18 protein-coding genes are annotated in these 19,659 nt (G+C 46.2%); 16 read left to right on the plus strand and 2 right to left on the minus strand.

The features are described 5' to 3' along the window. Nucleotides 1–40: 40 nt before the first annotated feature. From H3H32_RS02740 to H3H32_RS02815, 16 genes are all read left to right on the plus strand, one after another. Entirely contained in the window at nucleotides 41–886 is an 846-nt protein-coding gene (locus H3H32_RS02740; protein ID WP_182461147.1) for an Rpn family recombination-promoting nuclease/putative transposase, read from the plus strand. Nucleotides 887–1,725: 839 nt separating this feature from the next. Continuing rightward, the gene (locus H3H32_RS02745) at nucleotides 1,726–2,181 is read left to right on the plus strand and encodes a hypothetical protein (RefSeq protein WP_182461148.1); all 456 of its coding nucleotides are present in this window, start codon (nucleotides 1,726–1,728) and stop codon (nucleotides 2,179–2,181) included. Continuing rightward, the gene (locus tag H3H32_RS02750) at nucleotides 2,141–2,422 is read left to right on the plus strand and encodes a hypothetical protein (protein ID WP_182461149.1); all 282 of its coding nucleotides are present in this window, start codon (nucleotides 2,141–2,143) and stop codon (nucleotides 2,420–2,422) included. Before H3H32_RS02745 ends, H3H32_RS02750 begins: the two co-directional genes overlap by 41 nt. A 512-nt stretch (nucleotides 2,423–2,934) precedes the next feature. Continuing rightward, complete coding sequence (locus H3H32_RS02755; RefSeq protein ID WP_182461150.1) at nucleotides 2,935–4,314, plus strand: IS110 family RNA-guided transposase; 1,380 nt, start codon at nucleotides 2,935–2,937, stop codon at nucleotides 4,312–4,314. 847 nt (nucleotides 4,315–5,161) lie between these two features. Then, the gene (locus tag H3H32_RS02760) at nucleotides 5,162–5,965 is read left to right on the plus strand and encodes an alpha/beta fold hydrolase (RefSeq protein WP_182461151.1); all 804 of its coding nucleotides are present in this window, start codon (nucleotides 5,162–5,164) and stop codon (nucleotides 5,963–5,965) included. Further along, the gene (locus H3H32_RS02765; RefSeq protein WP_182461152.1) at nucleotides 5,962–6,780 is read left to right on the plus strand and encodes a helix-turn-helix domain-containing protein; all 819 of its coding nucleotides are present in this window, start codon (nucleotides 5,962–5,964) and stop codon (nucleotides 6,778–6,780) included. Before H3H32_RS02760 ends, H3H32_RS02765 begins: the two co-directional genes overlap by 4 nt. Nucleotides 6,781–7,422: 642 nt before the next feature. Further along, nucleotides 7,423–7,755, plus strand: coding sequence for a hypothetical protein (locus H3H32_RS02770; RefSeq protein WP_182461153.1), 333 nt, complete (start codon nucleotides 7,423–7,425; stop codon nucleotides 7,753–7,755). A 303-nt stretch (nucleotides 7,756–8,058) separates the two neighbouring features. Further along, nucleotides 8,059–8,400, plus strand: a complete 342-nt coding sequence (locus H3H32_RS02775; protein ID WP_182461154.1) for a hypothetical protein — start codon at nucleotides 8,059–8,061, stop codon at nucleotides 8,398–8,400. 232 nt (nucleotides 8,401–8,632) lie between these two features. Then, nucleotides 8,633–9,568 (plus strand): NADP-dependent oxidoreductase, encoded by a 936-nt coding sequence (locus H3H32_RS02780; protein ID WP_182461155.1) that lies wholly within the window; start codon nucleotides 8,633–8,635, stop codon nucleotides 9,566–9,568. A 4-nt stretch (nucleotides 9,569–9,572) separates the two neighbouring features. Next, complete coding sequence (locus tag H3H32_RS02785) at nucleotides 9,573–10,481, plus strand: helix-turn-helix domain-containing protein (protein ID WP_182461156.1); 909 nt, start codon at nucleotides 9,573–9,575, stop codon at nucleotides 10,479–10,481. 379 nt (nucleotides 10,482–10,860) lie between these two features. Continuing rightward, the gene (locus H3H32_RS02790) at nucleotides 10,861–11,286 is read left to right on the plus strand and encodes an EthD family reductase (RefSeq protein WP_182461157.1); all 426 of its coding nucleotides are present in this window, start codon (nucleotides 10,861–10,863) and stop codon (nucleotides 11,284–11,286) included. Nucleotides 11,287–11,443: 157 nt separating this feature from the next. Further along, the gene (locus tag H3H32_RS02795) at nucleotides 11,444–11,671 is read left to right on the plus strand and encodes a hypothetical protein (RefSeq protein WP_240543636.1); all 228 of its coding nucleotides are present in this window, start codon (nucleotides 11,444–11,446) and stop codon (nucleotides 11,669–11,671) included. Nucleotides 11,672–11,835: 164 nt separating this feature from the next. Further along, the gene (locus H3H32_RS02800; protein ID WP_182461159.1) at nucleotides 11,836–12,438 is read left to right on the plus strand and encodes a class I SAM-dependent methyltransferase; all 603 of its coding nucleotides are present in this window, start codon (nucleotides 11,836–11,838) and stop codon (nucleotides 12,436–12,438) included. Nucleotides 12,439–12,521: 83 nt separating this feature from the next. Then, nucleotides 12,522–13,511 (plus strand): lipid A deacylase LpxR family protein, encoded by a 990-nt coding sequence (locus tag H3H32_RS02805; protein WP_182461160.1) that lies wholly within the window; start codon nucleotides 12,522–12,524, stop codon nucleotides 13,509–13,511. Nucleotides 13,512–13,657: 146 nt separating this feature from the next. After that, nucleotides 13,658–14,617 (plus strand): UTP--glucose-1-phosphate uridylyltransferase, encoded by a 960-nt coding sequence (locus H3H32_RS02810; RefSeq protein ID WP_182461161.1) that lies wholly within the window; start codon nucleotides 13,658–13,660, stop codon nucleotides 14,615–14,617. 109 nt (nucleotides 14,618–14,726) lie between these two features. Continuing rightward, on the plus strand, nucleotides 14,727–18,080 hold the full coding sequence (locus H3H32_RS02815; RefSeq protein WP_182461162.1) for a UTP--glucose-1-phosphate uridylyltransferase: 3,354 nt from the start codon (nucleotides 14,727–14,729) through the stop codon (nucleotides 18,078–18,080). Between the two features lie 336 nt (nucleotides 18,081–18,416). Here H3H32_RS02815 and H3H32_RS02820 read toward each other — a convergent pair whose 3' ends face one another. Further along, nucleotides 18,417–18,857: a hypothetical protein gene (locus tag H3H32_RS02820; protein ID WP_182461163.1), complete on the minus strand. Its 441-nt coding sequence runs from the start codon at nucleotides 18,855–18,857 to the stop codon at nucleotides 18,417–18,419. 240 nt (nucleotides 18,858–19,097) lie between these two features. Continuing rightward, the gene (gene pth, locus H3H32_RS02825) at nucleotides 19,098–19,658 is read right to left on the minus strand and encodes an aminoacyl-tRNA hydrolase (protein ID WP_182461164.1); all 561 of its coding nucleotides are present in this window, start codon (nucleotides 19,656–19,658) and stop codon (nucleotides 19,098–19,100) included. Nucleotide 19,659: the final 1 nt, after the last annotated feature.

A 19,659-nucleotide genomic window follows, 5' to 3' on the forward strand; every position in this document is an offset into this window, starting at 1 on the left:
TCAGGAAGGGTATTTTCAAGGTTTCCAGTAGCTTTGCGACATGGAAACAGGTATTTACATTCCTATTATTTCGGACTATGGCTTCAAAGCTACCTTTGGTAATGAAGCTGACAGTTTATTCCTTCGTACCGCTTTACAGGCACTTATCAAATCAGACACACCCATTCGAGAGGTGCATTTTGATAAGAATGTGTTTGAAGCACTGACCATCGACAGTCGAAGCGGCATTTTTGATTTAGCCTGCACGGATGAAAACGGTAGTCAGTTCATCGTGGAAATGCAGTTAGGCTTGGCTCCGCATTTTGTGCAGCGGATGAAATTTTACGCTCTACACAAGTTTAACACAGTGGTAGAGCGAGGGGAGTTCGATTATGCCAATCTGCCTAAAATCTATGCGATTGCTATTTTAGCAAAGAACATTCTGCCAACGACTCAGTTTCATACCGTTGCCAATCTACGCAGTGAGGAGGGTGAAATTATTGATAGTCAGATGACGTTTATCACCGTAGAATTGGCTAAGTTTAATAAGCAAGTAGCTGAAATAGAGACCGATTTAGAAAAACTGGTTTATACCATGAAGACGCTTCATACTACTGAGCCTACTCAATACCCCGCTTTCTGGAATGAGGAATGGCTCAAACGGGCTATTGACGAGTTGGACACGCGGAAAATGACTCCAGAAGAGCGGGCTTACTTTGCGCGTGTGACAGCAGCTAATGCCGAAGCAGTAAAGGCTGAGAAGCAACGGATTCAAGAAGCAGTAGAGAAAAAAGAAGTTGAGACAGTAAAGAACCTGTTGAACTTAGGCATTTTAACTGTCAGTCAGATAGCACAAACCGTTGGCGTGAGCGAAAACTTTGTTCGCCAACTCTCCGGAGACAGGTAGCAGGCCGCAAAGTCAAGCTTTGACAGCCCAACCGTCCATGTGTGTAAATGTCTCGCTACGCTCGTCATCAGCACATGGAGATGTTGGGTGAACTCAACAGTCTGTAATGTAGTGGTGGGCTTTCTGTCGACAAGGAGTACGGCTCGATAGGCGATCTTTTTAGCTCGTTGGTCAGTTTCGGTTGACAAAGGGTACGCCCCGATAATTAGGCTTTAAGATGTATGGCGGCTTGGGGGCGACAGCGCAAACGCCCCTGTTTGGAAACTCGATAACAAAGACAAAAATGGCAGAACGGTTAGTTTCTTGTGAAGAACATGGGGAGTTGCCCGGTGGCTTTGTATGTCAGCATGTATTTAATGGGGAACGTTTAGGCTTTCATCAGGGACATGACGAGGATGGTGAGCCTAGTTTAGAAGGGTGGTGTAATCGATGCGAAAACCTACGAGCTCTTGGGCAGGGGTGGAACGATGATAATATGGCTTTTGCGGACATCAAGTTAGTTTGTTCAGCGTGTTTTGAACGTATCAAAAATTTGAATCAATTGAGACGGCCATAATATGTTTGGCTCCCCTGTCACCCTTCGGGCGACAGGATGCTCGCCGGTTGGGAAGGCGGGGCAGCCCAACCAAACAGGGGTGTAAAGGCAGGCAGATACTTTTGTTGTTTTTAGTGGTCTCAGCGGCCATCAGCCCCTGTGGTCGTTGCGTGACCCGGCCAAGATGGGAGTGCTAGGCGGATTACCGGCAACAGGATGCACGGCTCGACAGGTAGTTTTTAGGCTCGTTGGGCGATTTCGGTTGACAGAAAGAACGCTCTAATAAGGATAGCCATAAGTGTCTATGTCACTGAGCGAAAAGGATAAAATAGCGTTTGAAAGAGCCTATAATGATAATGGCATTTTCACTTATTTTGGTGATGTCTTTGAAGTCTTAATTAGCGAAAAGGCGCACATCATAAAATGGGAAAATGTCGTCGGTATGGTAGGCTTTAAAAAAGATTTATACACTATTGATACCATCGGCTTAGACATATTTTGTGACAGTAACTTTCAATTCACTATCTACGAGGAAACTCCCAGATGGTTTCAGTTCCTGCACAAGTCTAAAATCGCTATCGAAGAAATCCCTGAACATTGGGAGATTGATATTGCAGTCCCAGCTTTCGAGTCTAAGCCAACTTTAGTATACGACCGACAGGGTAGAAACCTAACTGAATTTATTAAAGATGAATACTCAGCATTAAGTCCCACGATTGTTGAACGTAGTATCAGCAGGATACGTAACTGGTTTAGTTAATTTCGCTCTGCGTGGGGGCGTTCCCCGTCGACAGGAAGCACGTCCCGCAGGAAAGTATGCAGCCCAACCAGCAAAGGGTGTAAAGGTTGACACTACGTTTGTTGTATCGAGTATTTTGCTCATCCATCAGCCCTTTGGGTCGTTGGGTGGCGGGTCCAAAATAGGAATCAAAGGCGGGTTACGGCTGACAGGGGGCACGGCTCGACAGGTATTTTTGGGCTCGTTGGGCGGCTTCGGTTGACAGGCCAAACGCCCCTAAACTCGGGCTTTGACCAGTTAGGCGGCTCACTTGCGACAGCAGAAACGCCCCGATTGGGCCCGCTCGACAAAAGCGGATGCGTGGCGTTGTTGAGCTTCGCGCTCGGCCTGGAAATCGGTTCCGTGCGTTTGTGTCCGCTCCGCGTGGGGGTTGCTTCCTGCGACAGGACTCCCGTCCCGTCTTGGAGTTTGCAGCCCAACCTCCGCTGAGTTCGCGGGCGAACACACGCACAAGAACGCATGAATTGAAAAGCCACTTGCCAAGCTTATCTTTACTGAGCTATCAGTAGCCCCCTGTGGGAAGATCGTCTCATTTGTTGGTGCTCATCAACCCGTCCAACCTTCCGATTTGGCTATTGGCTATCAGTCTATGTTGATAGATTGATGCATCGAACTCGCAACTGGTGGAGCCTTAAGCTACCCCGTACATCCTACTACTTGTTTTTGAAAATAGCCCGCTGATAGTAATTCGTCACCTTTTAGACCATCGCCCCGATGAAAAAACAGGAGATTCCAAACTATCACGCTATGCCCATCGTCCATCAGCAGGTAGCTGGTATAGACATCGGCTCACAGTTTCATGTGGTGGCCGTCGGTGACGACCCTAAAACCGATGTCAAGCAATTCGGCGTTTCCACCAGCGAGTTATTTCGATTGGCCCGATGGCTCACCGATAACCATGTTCAACATGTAGCTTTAGAAGCTACTGGTGGGTACGAAAAACCATTGGTCAATGTGTTACAGGTCGCTGGGTTTGAGGTTCTGGTGACCGCTGGAGCCAACACCAAGAACTACCGACGCTTCAAATCGGATACATCAGATGCTATTCACATCCGTACTTTGCATAGTCTGGGCCTGCTACCACCTATTTTTCTGCCCGATGAGTTTGCTACTACTATTTGGCCTCTAGTGCGTATGCGCCGGGGGCTGATTGACAATGCCTCTAGCTACATTCGTCAGATTCAGAAAGCCTTACGAGCGGGCAATGTGCGGCTGGACACGGTCTTGACCGATACCACTTCCGTATCGGGTCTGCGGGTGATTGCCGCCATTTGTGAGGGCGAGGAAGACCCCGTTAAACTGGCGGCTTTGGTTGATGCAGGCTGTAAGAAAAAGCCCACCGAGATCATCGAGTTGTTACAGGGCAACTGGAACGAGGTCATGCGTTTTGAAGTGCACTCGTGTTATCGCATCTACAAAACTTTGCAGACGGAGATGGCCGATTTAGATAAGAAACTCGACGAACATTTTGTTCAGTATACTCAGAAGTTGGCCCTACCAGCCAAAACAGAAGACCCCACCAAAGGCCGTCAGAAGCTGCGGATCTCCAAAAACACCCCGCGTATCCCCATTGAGGTGTATGCTCACAAACTGCTGAGCGTTGATCTAAGCAACATTCCCGGCTTTGGTCGGGATGCTTTACTGGGCTTCTTAGGGGAGGTGGGCGAAGCGGTGAGCCGCTTTCACTCGGCCAAAGCGTTTGCAAAGTGGCTTGGTTTTACACCCAACAATAAATCATCGGGTGGTAAAGTACTCTCCAAGAAGACCTTGAAGAACAAGTCGGGCTTACCCAATACGTTTCGGATGGTAGCCAACTCGATTGGCAACATGAAGAAAGCGAATCCGCTGACGGCCTTTTTTCAAAGGATAGCCTACAAAGCAGGGCGGATCAAAGCGGTTACGGCCACAGGGCGGAAGGTGGCCGTGCTGGTATACAAGATGCTGACAACGGGGGAGGCTTATGATCCGGGCAAACTGGTGCGGGATGCGGATCAGTTCAGGCTGCAACAGATTCGTCTAATGAAGAAAAAAATAGTCAAATTCGGGATTACGGGTACAGATTTGGGCCTTTTTGCTAATTTAGGAGCGATCTGATAATAAGGGAGTTAGGAAGCATGCGTACATCCCAATGAGGGTGTAAAGGTCCAAACTACGTTAGTTTAATTATCTTGCGTGGCACTCCATCAACCCTCATGGGTGTTGGGTGAACTCAACAAGCTGTTAAAAAAAGCGTATTTGCGGGCTTCGTGCGACAACTTGCATGTTTCGTGACAGGGTGGTTTTGGTTTATTTGCCGGGTTGGGTGCGACAGGGTGAACGCCCCAGTTGGGCAGGTTGAAAAAGTGGGCTTGCTATGTCACCTGCGACAAGCCAACCGCCCCGACAGGCGAGCCTTGGCAAGACTCGGTAGAACAAAGCGGATTCGCTACGTAGTGAAAGGCTTCGCGCTCGGCTTTAATCGGATTGGTGCGTTTTGCCCGCTCCGCGTGGGGTCGCTTTCCGGTGACAGGGAGCGCGTCTCGTGGGGAAGTTTGCAGCCCAACCAAACAGGGGTGTAAAGGCAGGCGGCTATGTTTGTAGTTTCAAGTGACTTTTGGGGCCATCAGCCCTCGCGGGCGTTGGGTGTTCCGAACAGCCTGAATGAGTGTTTACAGGTCTCGTGCGACAAGCTGCCCGGCTCGATAGGGGCCTTTGGGCTCACTCGGCGGCTTCCGTTGACAGGCCAACCGCCCCGACAGTGGGGCTTGGGCAAGTTCGGCGGGTCCCGGGTAACTCCAGAAACGCCCCGGTTAACGAGGTAAGCATAGCGGTTTCGCTACAGTGTCAAGCTTCGCGCTTGTTTTAAATAAAATATTTTTCCGATAAAAAGATGTCGATTTTCTACTTGTTGTATCTGACTGTGGTCCGATAGGTTTGTGGCGGACATTAAACCGCGACAATCATGAAAACCGGACTTCTTTTACTGCTTATTACGTGCCTTCTTCAAACCATTTCGCAGGCCCAGTCAAAAACCTACCTGCTGATTCATGGGGGCTGGCACGGGGCTTGGTGCTGGAAAAAGGTAGTACCCCTGCTGGAAGCCAAAGGCAATCGGGTATTGGCTATTGATTTGCCTGGTCATGGCGACGATAAAACCCCGATGGCGACCGTTACGCTTGACGATTATGTACAAAAAATAGTGTCTGTAGTCAATACTCAAACGGGACCTGTTATTCTAGTTGGGCACTCAATGGCGGGCATTGCGATTGCTCAGGCAGCCGAGGTATTAGGTAAAGAAAAAGTGGCGAAGTTGGTATTTTTGGATGCCTTTATGCCTAAAAATGGCGAATCCGTATTTGCGTTGGCGGGAAAAGCGGGTGAGCAAAACAAAGCCGCTGGCAAACCGGAGTCGGGATCTTCATTAACGGAGAGCCTAATTCTTTCGGATGACAAAAAGACTTCGGTGATTAAGCCGGATAGGGTCGGTCAATTGTTCTACCACGATTGCTCTGCTGACGACGTAAGCTTTGCCAAGGCACACTTATGTCCGCAGTCGATGGCCTGCCTAGGTACGCCTGTGAACGTAACGAATGCCCGTTACGGGGCTGTTTCGAAAGTGTATATTCTCTGCACGCAGGCGAAAGACTTGGACAAAAGCAGTTTAGCACAGAACGTACCCGTCCAGAAATTGTATACTTTAGCCAGTAGTCATTCACCATTCTTTTCGATGCCTGAAAAACTGGTCGCCATTCTTGCTGAGCTATGATTTTCCAAGAAATACTTCCTTGTCTAGCGTTAAGGCCCTTTGTCAGGAATTACCTGCTGGTTCATCTGCATGATGTTATCTTCCCCGTCAAACCTTACCCAACGCGAATCGAACAGGCACTTGTGTTTTTTGCACGGGGGTATATTGAATCGCACGATCCGCTGACAGGAAAATGGGAAAAAATTGCTCGTAATGCGCTGTTTGGTCAGCACGTTTCGCGCCTAAATTTTCACACCTTCACGGAACCCGATTTCCTGATGTTGATGGTCATTTTTCAGCCAGGAGCGATGCATCGCCTGCTGGGGATTTCAAGCAATGAACTCACTCAGGAATTCTGTAATGCGGAATGGGTGATTAACGCCGAATTACAGTCCGTAAACGACCAGATCGCCAATACTACTACGTATCCGGCGGTGATTGATCGGGCGGAAGAATACCTACTACGACAACTACGAACGATAAAAATTGACGCACATCCTATTGACCAAATTGGAAGCTTGTTACTACATTGTCCAACGCCCTTTTCGTTAGACTGGTTGGCGGACCAATCTAACTTAAGTCCCCGTCAGTTTGAGCGAAAATTCAACGAACGAATCGGCATCGGCCCTAAACTCTACAGCCGTATCAGTCGATTTTACCAGGCGTTTGATTATAAAGAAAAGTACCCAACGGTTGACTGGCTCACTATAGCCATAAATTTTGGCTATACCGACTATAACCACTTAGCAAAGGATTTTAAGCAATTTACCAATGTAACACCAAACATTATCCTGCACGAGTACACCCAACGACCAGAAATTATAGTTAATCTTTAAACGACGTGAACCTAAATCACCACAAAAGGAAGTGTAATCATTGATTGCTTCATAGTTTCAGGCTGTCTGTGGACAGGGATCACGTCCCGAAGGAAAGTTCGCAGCCCAACCGGGCGAGGTTGGAAAAGTCCGAACTCTGTTCGTTTACTTAGCTGGTGTAGCGCTCCATCAGCCCTTGGGGGCGTTGGGTACGTGCCCATAAAGTGCTTACTAGGCGGTTGACGGGTGACAAGGGAATGACAAGTTAGGTTGTTGCTCATGGGCGAGCTACGTGTGACAGGCCAGCCGCTTTTATACCGAATAGGAAATAGCTTTATTGCCGTTTTAAATGGAGGAGCTTCTCTGCGACAGGAGGCACGTCCCGTGGGAGAGTTTGCACAACCACCAGGGGGGGGGGGGAAGGTCGAAAGTTGGGTTGTTTTAGTTAACTTGTGAGGCAATCTATCAATCCTCGCTGGTGTTGAGTACGTCAGACAAGTATAAAAAAACGTGTGTTTGTTCGCTCAGGTGCCAGGCCTTGGGGCTCGTTGGGCGGCTTCAGTTGGCAAGTCAAACGCCTAAGTTAGCCAGCTAAAAGGTGCATATGCTACGTTTTGTACGACAGGCTAACCGCTTGTACTTCGACAAAGTATGTTCGAGTAAATGGATAAAAAACGGATTTTAAAGGCGTTGTTTATTGGTTTTATTTGTCTCATCATTGTGACAAACGTCGTCCGTTTAGTGGTTGATTATTATACTCCTTCTTTTCTCTTCGAGTTGATTGACCAAGCAAAAGCCGATAAAGCCTTGGTGGAGTATATAGGGGATTATAAAGAGTATAGATTTTCGTATACATCGCCGAATCGAGCTAAGTTACGTTTTGAGCTGTCAATTATTGGCGACGATAGCACACTCACATATGAAGGCCAAGCCGCTAAGATTTCAGAAAGGCAGTGGAAGATTGAACAAATTAAATCAACTGTATGGGCGCCTTAATCTATGATTTATAGGGGCGGTTTGGTTTGCCAGTAATATCAAAAACGTCCCCAGGGAAAGTTGGCAGCCCAACCAAATGAGTTTATAAAGTTGAAGGTAACGCATATAAAGCGAGCTAGCCTGCATATCATCAACCCTTTTGGGTATTGGCTGAAGCAAACAACAGATAATGTAGTGGTTAGGTCGTGTGCGATGGATCGTTCGTCCCAACCGAGTAGCTTTTGGCTCATTAGGCCGCGTCCGTATGACATATAAACCCTCAGACAGTCCACATTTACAAGTTAGTGAAGACAAGTTTAAACAATGACAACTACCTTATTCCGACCTGTTAGTAAAAAAGAGTTAGACCTGATTGAACAGTCTAACTGGACAAAATTTCCACCTCGCTTACTTGAACAACCTATTTTCTACCCAGTCACTAACATCGAATACGCCCGACAAATAACAGTTGAATGGAATGTGCCAGCTTACGGCAACGGGTACGTAACCAAGTTTGACGTTGATAGTGAATACCTGAAAAAGTATAATATAGAAAATGTGGGAGGGCCTATTCATAATGAATTGTGGGTCCCCTCTGAAGAGCTTGAGGAGTTCAATAGCCACATAGTCGGTCCAATTGAAGTAATCGAATCTTACGAAAAATAGGCAAGAGCAGGTCTCGTGCGACGGGAGCCTCGCCGGTTGGTAGGTTTGCAGCCCAACCAAACGAGGTTTTAAAGGTTAAAGTACGGTTTTAGTTCTGCACTCACTTGGAAATAATCTACGGTGGACTGCCTTCTGACAGTTTGTTACTCGGCCAATACAACATTTCCGTTTTGGCTAAATAGTAGTCCGGTTAGGCTAAATCACCATTGCGATTTGTTCCGAGTTTTGAGCCATGAAAGCATACTTATTATATGAAGCTGGAGGGGTCGATAAGTTGATTCTTAGCGAAACCCAGAGACCTACTTTAAAAAGTGGGGAAGTATTAATCAGAGTAAAAGCCATCGGTATAAATCCCGCTGATACCATTTATCGAAATTCATCCAAATTGATCTCCTATATATTTGGTGAAGAGCAGCCCGTAATAATGGGTTGGGATATAGCTGGGGAGGTTGTCGAAAAGTCTGAGAATACGGCTGGATTTGAGGTAGGTGATACCGTGTTTGCTCTTTTGCAAAATGCTCGTGGTTATGCTGAATTTGTGGCGGTCAATGTAGGACTATTAGCGCATAAACCAGGTAAGATTACTTTTGAAGAAGCTGCTGCTGCTCCAATGGCTGGTTTGACAGCCTGGCAGCCACTGGTTCACGGAATGAATATCAAAAAGGGCAACAAAATTCTTATACATGGAGCTGCCGGGGGAGTTGGCCACTATGCTGTGCAAATAGCCCATTATTTAGATGCAGAGGTAATTGCAACATCTTCCGGTAAAAATCACGATTTTGTTATGTCCCTCGGTGCTGATAAACATATCGATTACCAAACTGAACATTTCTGGGAAGTAATTAGCGATGTTGATTTTGTTTTAGATACTATTGGAGGAGAAACGTTGGAGCATTCGATTGATGTAACCAAGCCGGGTGGTACAATTATTTCGATTATTCCTATGACGGACGAGCGTCTAAAGTCCAAAGCGCAGGCAAAAAACGTAAAATTGTCCTTATGGGGATTGCAATTTAATGGAGAAGATCTTAGAGCGTTCGCTGATTTAATGGCTAAGGGTATACTAAAATCCTACATCGCTAAAACGTATCCTTTTACAGCTATGGCTGAAGCGCATACACAGGTAGAAACTCGTCGCACCGCAGGAAAAATTGTACTTACAGTTTAGCCAGATGATTCATCAAATAAAAACAATTGAGCAATTTTATAAATTAAGAAATTTAGCACCACCAGCGCATCCACTAATTAGCGTTCTCGATATTTCCAATGCCCCAGTATATGAGCAGATCGAATCGGGAAGTGTAGTCTTCGGTTTTTATGTACTATCATTTAAAAGTGGTTGCACGGCAAATACAAAATATAGCCAGTTATGTGAAGATTCTGATGCGAGTATTTTAGGCTTTCGAGCGCCAGGACAGGTAGTAAAGGTAGAACCCAACAAGGCTGTAACTCCTAGTGCATCAGGGTGGATGCTTTGCATTCATCCCGATTTCTTATGGCACACTCCGCTTGCAAGAAAAATCAGAAGCTATGATTTTTTTTACTATGATTTAAAAGAAGCACTGTTTTTATCTGACGAAGAGCAAACCACAATAAACATCATTGTTGCAAATATCTCGTACGAGTTTCAAAAAAATACAGATAGATTTAGTCATAATATTACGATTGCTTTAATTGATGCATTATTAGCCTATATCGAACGATTTTATCAAAGACAATTTAATGCGAATAAGGTTGCTAGTCATCAATTACTCGATAGATTAGACTACTTGCTAAATAACTATTTTGATAATGAGAATTTATTGAAATCGGGTTTGCCAAATGTTACAGCGGTCGCTGAAGAATTAAATATTTCTCCACACTACCTAAGTGCCCTGTTGAGATCAATAACTGGGAAGAATGCGCAACAGCATATTCACGAAAAACTCATTTCTAAGGCCAAAGAATTATTATCTACGACGGATCTATCCGTTAGCGAAATCGCATATACTCTGGGGTTTGAACACCTACAATCATTCAGCAAACTATTTAAAACAAAGACCCAGCTTTCACCTTTACAATTTAGGAAATCGTTCAACTGACAAAAAAACAGTGACCGACAAAAAGTCCTACTGGTAATATTGGTTTGGCGATAGGGTGGCCGAAGGGCCTCATTCAACTGGTGTGTTACTGTTAAACTTTTGTATTAAATTGGGCTGACGTATTTTCAATTCCATTATAACGTCAAGCCGTTCAATGTTGGGGCAATATAACAGACCGAAAATAAGCATACCAGGCAGATCAATAGTGTGCAGATTGCGTTCGATAGGCCGCACATCTTAACAGGACAGCTTTTTGGGCTCGCCGGTCAGGCTTCGGTTGACACGAGAATTGCTCCGGTTAGGCAGGCTGATAAAAGTGGGTCTATGCCGCTTTACGCTGATGGACCAATTAATACAGAAACCCTTAAAAAATACCAGTATGAAAACTAATCTCGTATTCGTTTTATTAGTTCTTGGCACATATTTTTCAACATTTGCGCAACAAACACAAGCTCGTAAATCCGAAATCAAAGCGGATGTTGTCGAAAAAGGATTGATTAAGGTATCTATTTTTTACCCGTATGCAGAAGGCAAGACGTTCGATATGGATTATTACGAAAAAAGCCATATGCCATTTGTCGCAGGTTTGTTAGGGTCTAACTTGGTACGCTATACAATAGAAAAAGGTATCGCCAGTGGAATTCCCAACACTCCCTTACCATTTATGGCGATTGGAAGTTTTTATGTTAAGAGTCTACCTGATTATCAAGCTGCTATCGCTCCTAATCGAGATGCAATACGGGCAGATTTTCCAAAGTACACCAATATTACTCCTACTATACTGGTTAGTGAAGTGGTAAGGTGATTTTTAGCAACAGCACGCTTAGCACGTCCTGCCAGTGCGATTCGTTCTTGGGAGGAAATGCCGATAAGCATAAATTGAGCGATAAAAACGTAACTACAGTCTCAGAATTTTTTTAACGTAACAAGTTAGTATGTTGTCCAGTAAAGACTATTCGAAAATGACACTTGACGAATTAGTGTCAGAAGAGAAAAAAATAAAATCACAAAAAATTACAACTGCTGTGTTTATAGGTTTGCTAGTTGGCATCGCTATTTATGCAGCCACTCATAAAAGTTTTATCCTCCCTGTTATTTTACTGGGTTTTTCGTTCCTAATTGGTTCGAGATATTCACAAAATCTGAAGCGTATTCAAGCGGAAATAAGCCAAAGAGATACTGTCCGTTAATTCGCCCTGCAATAACCTATCTCGATAGGCAAGCTTTTCGTCTATTTTGGGGGCTTTGGTTGCCACAAACTACACTGCGTCGTTACGCTCGGCTCTAAGCGCAAGTCGTTAGATCAGGCAAGCACAAATACCTTCATAGCAACAAAACGCACAATGCTTCGTATATGCAATCAGACTCAGAACGTATTCGTGATTTATATCAACGGCATGCCTTACTATGGAATGAGGAGCGAAATCGGAGCTTATTTGAAAAGGCGTGGCTGGATCGTTTTCTGAGTCTCATTCCGGCTGATGCTTCGGTTCTTGATCTTGGTTGCGGTATGGGAGAGCCTATTGCTAACTATTTAATTGAGCAAGGTTGTACAGTTACAGGCGTAGATACCTCACATACGTTCATCGACCTATGTAAAAACCGCTTTCCTCAGCAAAACTGGCTAGTTGCGGATATGCGTAATGTAGTTCTCGACAAGAAGTTTCAGGGTATTTTAGCCTGGGATAGTTTCTTTCATCTGAATCACGCAGACCAACGTCAGATGTTTCCGGTTTTTCGTAACTACGCGGCCTCAGGTGCTGCGTTGCTGTTTACCAGTGGCCCTTCGTACGGTGAAGCAATAGGCGAATACCAGGGTGAACCGCTTTATCATGCCAGTTTAGATACTATCGATTACCAAAACCTTCTCCAAGAGCAAGGGTTTACGGTTATCGATCATGTTGTGGAAGATCCAACCTGCGGATATCGTACGGTTTGGCTAGCTAAGTTGAACTAGTGTATGCCCTTTTTAGACAGAAGCGATGAGGTGTCAAGTGATAAATCAATCCGCTGGCATAGGATAGGCGTACATAACCTATCATGCAGAACGTTAAACGCTATTTAGCCGCTTTAGGGTGGTTGATCCCGATGTTGGGTTTCGCCCAACGCATTGATAATACCGCATCGTTTCGGCAAATTGATAGTGATAAGTACTGGCGCTTTCACTACGACAACGATTATTTTACCGCCACGGACCAATACTATACGCAGGGCTACAATATTGAAATCGTCAATCCGGCACTCCGAAAAAATCCACTGACAAAGCTGCTCATTAAAGCCAGGGACAGTTATGTTCAATACGGATTGGCGTTAGAACATTTCGGATTTACGCCGACTACCCTCGGAAGCGATGCTATTTTAGTAGGCGACCGTCCGTTTGCGGCTTGTATTCTGCTCAAAACATTCAGTATATCAACCGATACACTGCGCCGGGCTAGAATAGCGTCGGTATTGAGTACGGGGATGATAGGCCCGGTTGCGTTTGGGTACGAAATGCAGTCGGCGATTCACCGGCTCATAAACGGTGTTGAACCGCATGGCTGGCAACATCAGATTCGCAACGATGCGATCGTGAATTATAGCCTTACTTACGAAAAGCAACTCTATGCCTATCGTCACGCGCTATCGGTAAGTGCTAATGCTCAGGCTCAGGTGGGCACGTTTGTGGATCGATTACAAACGGGATTTGTGGTAATGGTGGGTCGATTCGATTCGCCGTTTGGCACAACTGCAAAGAGGTTGCCGTTGCAACTCTATGTATATGCGCAGCCACTGGTGAGTCTTGTTGCTTACGATGCTTCTTTGCAGGGAGGCCTGTTCAATCGAAGTAGCCCCTACGTGATCCCTACCGAACAACTGGCGAGAACGACATTTCAGGCGAACTATGGAGCCGTATTTCGTTACAAAAAATTGTATCTGGAATATTATCAATCCTTACTTACCCGAGAGTTTGACACCGGTATGCAGCATCGTTGGGGAGGTATAAAAATTGGGGCCTCTGTAGGATTGTTTTCAAAGCCAGCACAATGAATTCACAATCTGCCGAACGAGTTTAGCTAATCGGGTAGGGGTTCTCTGGTTAAGCCACCCATCATGGCGTAAAATAAATCTACATACATGCGCTTTGGATAGATTAGGCATGTTGTCCTATCTTCGTTGACAAATACGCTCGATAAATGAAAGTTAGAAAAGCAGTGATTACCGCAGCCGCTCGCGGAGAACGATTATATCCAGTAGCCGACACGATACAGAAAGCCATGCTCCCGGTTATTGATACCGATGGATTGCATAAGCCCGTTATTCAGGCCATTGCTGAAGAGGCTTTTCTAAGCGGTATTGAGGAAATCTGCATTGTTTGTGCCCCTGGCGATGGCGAACGCTATATTAATGCCTTTACCTCACTGCGCGACAACCTGGTTAAATCATACAAAAGTGTTGACTGGGCACGGGAAGAAGCCGAAAAAATTGATAATCTCATTAGCCGAATTCAGTTTACCGAGCAGCAGGAGCCGCTGGGTTATGGCCACGCCGTTTATTGTGCCAAAGACTTCGTCAACGATGAGCCTTTTCTACTTCTCCTGGGCGATTACCTGTATGTGTCGAACCTCACCAGCAAGCGGTGTGCAGCTCAGCTCATCGAACTGGCGATGCAGGAGAACTGCTCTGTATCGGCGGTTAATCCCACGATTGAGCATCAGATTGGAAAGTATGGCACGATTACGGGCAAGCATGAGCCGGGGGTAAATGGGGTTTATCAGATTGAAAAACTCATAGAGAAACCTTCGTTGAGTCTGGCCGAGCTCGAACTACAAACGCCCGGCTTACGTGTTGGTTATTACCTCTGTTTCTTCGGCATGCACGTATTTACACCCACCGTGTTTAGCCTTCTTGAGAAGCAACTGGCCCTGGGCAGCAAGAATACGCCACTAACACCGGCCCTACAGGAATTGGCCGATACCGAAAAATACCTGGCGCTGGAGGTTAAGGGCAATCGCTATGACCTGAGCGGACGGCAGGGTTTGCTACGGGCACAAATGGCCCTTGGCTTAGCAGGCGTGGCCCACGACGAAATCCTGACGTCGATGGTCGAACTGCTGGCCGAAGCCAATACGCGAAAGGCGCAATTGATTCAGTAAGTAAATGGTCAATTGATGATGAATAATGGACAATGAATTAACCGTATTCATTATCCACCACTCAGTATGCATTGGCCACTATCCATTATTCATTTACTTATCAATCAACATGAATGTTTTTATAGAAACGATTACGTCTGCCGATCCCGCTGTTCGTAACCGATCCTTTTTTGATATAAGCCGAAATTTATCCGCCAATACCTTATTAAAAGCGCTGCGTGAACTGGACGAATTTCGAAAGTCTACGCCCAATCTCTACGATAAAGTCCGGGCGATTCTTTTCCTGTATGCTGGTTTCCGCTTTTTTCTGATGGAAACAAAGGAGATTCCGGCCATTGGAAAAATCCCCTACGCTGGTTTCGACGATTTGCTAGCTCGCCGATTTGAGCAGGCTATTGCCACGTTTTTGCAGGATTTGGACAAACGAGGTCCCAATGCAACCCTGTTCAGTGGATTGGCCGATAGCTACCATCAGTTGTCTTTCCAGACACTGGCTGATCAGGTTCGTAAGAGTGTTCGGTCTAGCAAGGGTAACCAGTGGATGTTCCGGGTAGGGCATCAGGCCGAGCATCCGATTCGGATTCACCCGAGTCTTCTTCAACGCTCAGATAACTCGCTCTTCTACCCGATTCTGCACGAGCAGACCTCCGTCCGGATGGACTTGACCCATAGCGGCTGGTCGGATATTTTCTTCCTCGGGATGGATTATCCCGAAGGTGCCCGGGTTGTTAATATCTCCATTGATCTGGGCGTTTTTGGGCGCGACAAAGACATTCGACCACCCCTGCATTGTTATGTGCGGGTTATATCAGAACCTGTTCTTCGCCTGACCAGCGTGGATTTGAACACCACCAAAGATGTTCACGACCTCGCTGATCTGTTCAATTTTGGTAATGACTACCTGAGTCTGGTCAAAGCCGGGGTTATTGCATCGGGGCTGATTCCGCCTTCGTTTGAAGGTACGAACCAATCGCTGGCCGAAATTCTGGCTCGCATTGTGGCGCCCGGCATGGGTATTGAACTCGTTACGAAAGTGAACGATATTCCCAAAGGCTCCCGGTTTGCCGTGTCAACCAACTTGCTAGGTTCGATCATCAGTCTGCTGATGCGTGCTACGAGTCAGACGAAAAATCTGGAAGGCGGTTTACAGGAAAGCGAACGACGTTTGGTAGCCTCACGGGCGATTCTGGGTGAATGGATTGGCGGTTCGGGTGGTGGCTGGCAGGATTCGGGTGGTGTCTGGCCGGGTATTAAAGCCATTCAGGGCACATTTGCGCAAGAGGGCGACCCCGAATTTGGCATTAGTCGGGGTACGTTGCTGCCTCGCCACCGGGTGTTACAAGGCGAAGAAGTACATCCTGATATTCAGGAGAAAATCATGAACTCGCTGGTGTTGATGCACGGAGGCATGGCTTCTAACGTTGGACCTATTCTGGAAATGGTAACCGAAAAGTACCTGCTCCGGGGTAACAATGAATGGAATGCCCGCCAGCAAACGAACCAGATTTTTGACAATATCCTGGCCGCTATTAAGGAGGGAGATATTAAGAAACTAGGCCAAAACACGGCCCGAAACTGGGAAGGCCCCATCAAAACAATTATTCCCTGGGCTTCGACTTATTTCACGGAGCAGATCATTGCCAAAGCGAAAAAACAACTTGGCGACGATTATTATGGCTTCCTGATGCTGGGAGGGATGTCGGGTGGAGGAATGGGCATGTTTGTCAATCCGGCTCATTACGAAGAGTACAAAATGAAGGTACTGGAGATGCTTCGAAAAACGAAAAACGAGCTCTCCGATTCGCTTCCTTTTGCAATGGAGCCCGTCGTCTACAATTGGAGTATCAACAACAAAGGCACGTGGGCCACGCTTCAGGAAGGTAATCAGGCACTTATGCCTGAACAATACTACGGTATTCAGGTGTCGGAGCTGGTGCGGAAAGATCCAGGTTCGATTTCGTACGTGCGCCGGGCCGAGATCGATTACTTCACTACTTATTGCGACCAGAATAACCTGGCGTATCCGTTACTGCGCACTATTGTCAGTAACTTATTCAAGGTTTCTGATCCTACTTCGCAAGGTAATCGGAGCGCTGAAAATGAAAAAGCCGACCGGGTTAAAAAAGAGAACGGCTTCGATTACATTCAGCATAATGAAATTCGTGAAGAGATACAAAAAGGACGTATCGGTCTGTCTCGCAACCGATTGTCGGCCGAAACTGCCATTGACGATGTGTTGCCCGGAGACCTTGTTTCATTAGAATCATTGTCTGCCGCTGCTCAGGCGGGTGAAGCTGCCATTCGGTCGGGCAAAGCTGCCATTTTGAGTCTGGCTGCGGGTGTAGGTAGTCGCTGGACTAAAGGAGCTGGTGTGATCAAAGCGATCAACCCATTCGTGGAGATTGACGGCGTGCATCGGAGTTTTCTGGAAATCCATTTAGCCAAAACCCGGAAAGTAGCCGAGCGCTATGGGGCTGCTATTCCGCACCTCGTAGCGACCAGTTATCTGACCCATGAGCCTATCCGGAAAAAGCTGGACCTGACCAATAATTTTGGTTATCAGGGGCCAACCTTCCTGTCGCCGGGTCGATCCATTGGGCAGCGCTTTGTACCGATGGAACGGGATTTACGCTTTTTGTGGGAAGATATGCCCCAGGAAACGCTTGATGAGAACAAGCAAAAAGTTCGCGATGCGGTGCGTCAGTCGATGATTGCTTGGGCGAAGTCGAAAGGAGAGGGCAGCGATTATGTCGATAATATTGCTGCTCAGCGCTTTTCGCCCCTCGGTCACTGGTATGAAGTATCGAACCTGTTGCGCAACGGTACGCTGGCAGCGTTACTGGCTCAATACCCACAGGTTGAAACAATTATGCTGCACAACATCGATACACTCGGTGCTGATGTAGATCCGGCAGTGCTGGGTTATCACCTCGAATCCGGGAATGCGCTTACGTTTGAGGTTGTGCCCCGTCGCATTGAAGATCGTGGGGGTGGACTGGCGCGCGTAAATGGCCAGCTTCGTCTGTTAGAAGGTTTAGCGCAACCCCGTGAAGAGGACGAATTGAACCTAAGCTATTACAGCACCAATACAACCTGGATTCAGATTGATCCCCTGTTAAAACTGTTCGGCCTCACGCGCGCTGATCTACAAACGGGAGATGAAGCGCAACTGGCTAAAGCCGTACGAAGTGTAGCGCACCGGATTCCGACCTATGTGACGATCAAAGATGTAAAATATCGCTGGGGCCACGGTCAGGAAGACATTTATCCGGTGGCACAAATCGAAAAACTATGGAGTGATATGTCGGCGCTGGCCGATGTAAAATGCGGGTATATCGAAGTCCCTCGCTTCCGGGGCCAACAAATGAAAGACCCCGCTCAACTGGATTCCTGGGTTACCGACGGCAGCAAAGATTATGTAGCTTCTTTGTGCATCTTCGCTGAATCCACTGTGGCTCAATAAATAAACTGTTAACGAATGAACGAAGGCCACTTGCTATTGAGCAAGTGGCCTTTTTGGTGAGTAGCTCAATGGTAAAAAAGTAACATAGGATTAGGAATGGCCCATTAGGGCCTATCTATTCCCTATTCACGTTAATCTACAATAACCTCTACTCACACTATACAAAAAACGGGCTTATAGCCCGCTCCGAAAACCCTATAAAAAAGATAAGGTTCCCTGAACGTTGCAGAGAACCCTATACTGACTATTCCTAAACCCTTAACCTTTTCTACATGAAAAACTAACTTTTACTCTTTTCTGTTCCAAATACCGAATTAATTCAGTATTTGTTTCAATTTACTGAACGTCAGCAGCTTGGCTGATGGATTGATTCGCGTCCCAAAGGAAGTTGATCATCCGGGCTGTATAACCAGCCTGATTCATCCAGTGACCGGCAGCTGCATCTTTTTGCTTAGCCAGTCTATTATTTACTTGAACAGCCGCTTCGTTGAACTTGGCTCGGTCGGCAGGACTGATGTTCAGCACTGCAGCCGGGTTTTGGTTGTACAACGAGACAACGCTCATAAAGTTTTGCCAGTTGGTAGTATTTACAAACTTGGCAACGTTTTGTTCAACATACGAAGCAAAAAGCTTCTGTGAACCATTGACAAGCATAGCACTTGCCGGCTTGTTGGCTGCCGGGCTATCATCAGTATTGGTGGTGGTAGCCGCGGTTGCCTGAGATGTTGCTAATCCTAATCCAAGAATCAGTGATGCAAAGATAACACGCGTTTTCATTGTTTTGTTCTATTTGGTTTCGATTAATGAACGCACAAATGTCTATAGAAATTCCTAAACTGCAAACGCCCATATAGGGCGTTTGCGAAATATTATTCCGAATTTAATGCTGATTTTGAGGTGTTTTTTTTATAATAATGGTTTTAATTCCTTTGATTCGGAATAATATATTGTATTAACTGTGCTTTATACCTATAAAATATGCCTTCGTAAAATTATAAAATTCTTTAAAAAGTTATATCATTGGTTGTAATTATTCATGGCGGCCTGTATTCCAATAGTACAAAAAGTAATGGCTGCGTTGCCTGCACGATCTAAATAGCCTGGCAATTGAATCAATTCATCCTCCGGAAACTGCCCCAATACGAAATCAACTTGCCTGCCTTTTGAAAAATTATTGCCAATTCCTACCCGAAGTCGGGCATATTCCTGCGTATTTAGGACCTCGTCAATATTCTTGAGTCCATTATGTCCGCCCGGCGATCCTTTAGGCTTCAGGCGTAGCTTTCCAAAGGGCAAATCTTTATCATCGGTGATAATCAGTATGTTTTCAACAGGAATATTCTCCTGCTTCATATAATACTGCACCGCCCGCCCGCTGAGGTTCATATAGGTAGTGGGCTTTATAAAAAAAAGCTGCTTCCCTTTGTGCTGCCATTTGGCGGTATATGCCAAACGGGTCATCGAGAAAGTAAAACCATGTTGCGCGGCCAGTCGATCCAGAACCATAAAGCCAGCATTGTGGCGGGTAAGCGCGTACTCTGGGCCAATATTGCCCAATCCAACAATCAAAAATTTCATA

It is taken from the genome of Spirosoma foliorum, assembly GCF_014117325.1.
In the GTDB taxonomy this organism is placed as follows: Bacteria; Bacteroidota; Bacteroidia; order Cytophagales; family Spirosomataceae; genus Spirosoma; species Spirosoma foliorum.